Source organism: Fructobacillus fructosus KCTC 3544 (assembly GCF_001438695.1).
Classification (GTDB): domain Bacteria; phylum Bacillota; class Bacilli; order Lactobacillales; family Lactobacillaceae; genus Fructobacillus; species Fructobacillus fructosus.
The window spans coordinates 53,871-55,787 of sequence record NZ_JQBH01000012.1 but is presented as its reverse complement, the minus strand read 5'-3'; the positions used below and the strand labels follow the sequence as shown (position 1 = coordinate 55,787).

Genomic DNA, 1,917 nt, shown 5'->3' with positions numbered 1-1,917 from the left:
GGTTAGTGGCATTAACGGAAACGTTGATATGAGCAAAAATTACTCTGACCGCTTCAAGAATCAATACTTAAGAAAGGAATAATTTATGGCAGATGATAAAGGCTTTGTGGATATCAAGCCACAAGCCGGTAATGGTGACCAGTACCGTGACCCAACTCATATTCCAAGTGAAAACGAGTTCGCCAATGACATTAAGAACGGTGTAGTTGATAAAAATAGTCAAACACTAGCCAAGTGGCTACGTGAAAAACAATGGGGAGTCGATGTCCGAGAGGCATTAGCTCTTTTTGTTGAGTGGTTAAGTACGAAATGGCACAGTAACAAGGAATTGATTGATCAAAACGCTAATCGTCAATCACAGGTAGAAAAAAGACAGACTGACCTTGAAACTCGTTTTACTGGAGTATTAAGTGGAGCGACTAAAGATAGTGAAGTCATTGATGCTCGCAATAGTCAGACTTATGGAAAATTTGAAGTTTTGGATAATCGTTTTGAAAATATCGAGACATTGCTTGCTAAGTACGTTCCTCAAGGGTTTGAAGTGACGATTAAGCACAATTTGAACCGAATGCCAACAGTATTCGTATTTAGCTATGAGTGGGGAATTGGGACCGCACCTAATGGTCTGGGTACAGAACCAGAAGGACTATTCGGTGGCACTAATCCAGTATCGGTAGCCAGTAATGTGGTCTATTCAGATGCTAACACTATCAAGGTTATTCTTCCGCTTGATTACAAGATGTCGGGTGAGTTAGAACAACACGATAATAGCTGGTACTTAGTTGAAGGCATCAAGTCTTTGAAATTTAAGCTGGAGTAGGAGAAATAAGATGAAGAAGATTTTTAAGGGTATGGAAAACGGCCCAGAAGCAATTGATAGCAACTTTAACGAGTTAGCCGACCCTAAGCGAGACCAAGTTTTTCATGATTTGACAGTTGATGGACGATTAAGCGGTAAGAGCACAAGAGAAGTTGTGCAGATGGATTTTGGGCCCGCCATTTTTTGGCGTTTTGGACCCTTGGTGTTGATGTATGTTGCTGTTGAATACAAGAATATGTATACATCACCTTGGGGTTATATGGGTGGCTTCATGGTGCCTGCAGGGTATCGGCCGATTGAGAAAACGGTTGTTAATGTTATTAACGACTTTAAAACAACACAAGCCACAATCGATTTGAATGGTGCTCTAATGGCGACTGATACGGAATACAATTCAAAAACGATGTTAGAAATCCAAGGAAGTTGGATGACAAATGATGATTATCGGAATTAAGGGAGGAACAAAATGAAGTGGTATTTTAAATATAACCCTCAAACTTTTGAGCTGTTGTCTGGTGCTGTTTATGCAGAAGAGCAACCTAGCAACTCAACAGCGGTTGATCCAGCAGGAACGCCCTTTCCAGTTTTCAATGTCACCAAACAGTCCTGGGAAAGTGACCCAGTAAAATTGGCAGAGTTGGAAGAGCGTCAAAAGAAGCAACCACAAGTCCAAGATGTACAGAATCAAATTGCAGACCTGTACGCTCGTGTTTTGAACCAAGAAATGAAAGGAATGTAACTATGCAGCTTTCACAAATAGGACAAACAATTCGTTATTTTTACACACAAAAGCTTTGGAAGATTGATCGTGTGAAGAATACGGTCAAGGTTGGCTGGATTTCAAAAGACGAGTATCGAGAAATCACCGGTGAAGAATACACAGAATAGGAGATAGAATGAAACGACATTTTTGGAAAAATCGCCAGTGGGTAACCATTGCGGTTGAGGAAATTGTTGTTGGTCTTGTGGTTATGTTGCACTACCAGCAACTTGATATTCGGTTGCCACCCGCACTTGGGTTACTAGATGATGCACCTTTTGGACTGCTGTACATCACAGTAGGAGTAGTGCTACTAGTTAACTCTCTTTGGGACTTC

The 1,917-nt window shown here is 41.0% G+C and carries 4 protein-coding genes and 1 pseudogene; all 5 read left to right on the top strand.

The window, feature by feature from the left end:
• Positions 1 to 85: 85 nt before the first annotated feature.
• Entirely contained in the window at positions 86 to 820 is a 735-nt protein-coding gene (locus tag IV71_RS08605; RefSeq protein ID WP_010017571.1) for a hypothetical protein, read from the top strand.
• A 10-nt stretch (positions 821 to 830) separates the two neighbouring features.
• On the top strand, positions 831 to 1,274 hold the full coding sequence (locus IV71_RS08600) for a hypothetical protein (RefSeq protein ID WP_010017569.1): 444 nt from the start codon (positions 831 to 833) through the stop codon (positions 1,272 to 1,274).
• A 12-nt stretch (positions 1,275 to 1,286) separates the two neighbouring features.
• A complete protein-coding gene (locus IV71_RS08595; RefSeq protein ID WP_010017568.1) occupies positions 1,287 to 1,559 on the top strand; it encodes a hypothetical protein in 273 nt (90 codons plus the stop codon).
• 2 nt (positions 1,560 to 1,561) lie between these two features.
• Positions 1,562 to 1,708, top strand: a complete 147-nt coding sequence (locus tag IV71_RS08590) for an XkdX family protein (protein WP_010017567.1) — start codon at positions 1,562 to 1,564, stop codon at positions 1,706 to 1,708.
• 8 nt (positions 1,709 to 1,716) lie between these two features.
• Positions 1,717 to 1,917, top strand: a pseudogene (locus IV71_RS08585) (hypothetical protein); the annotation flags it as partial.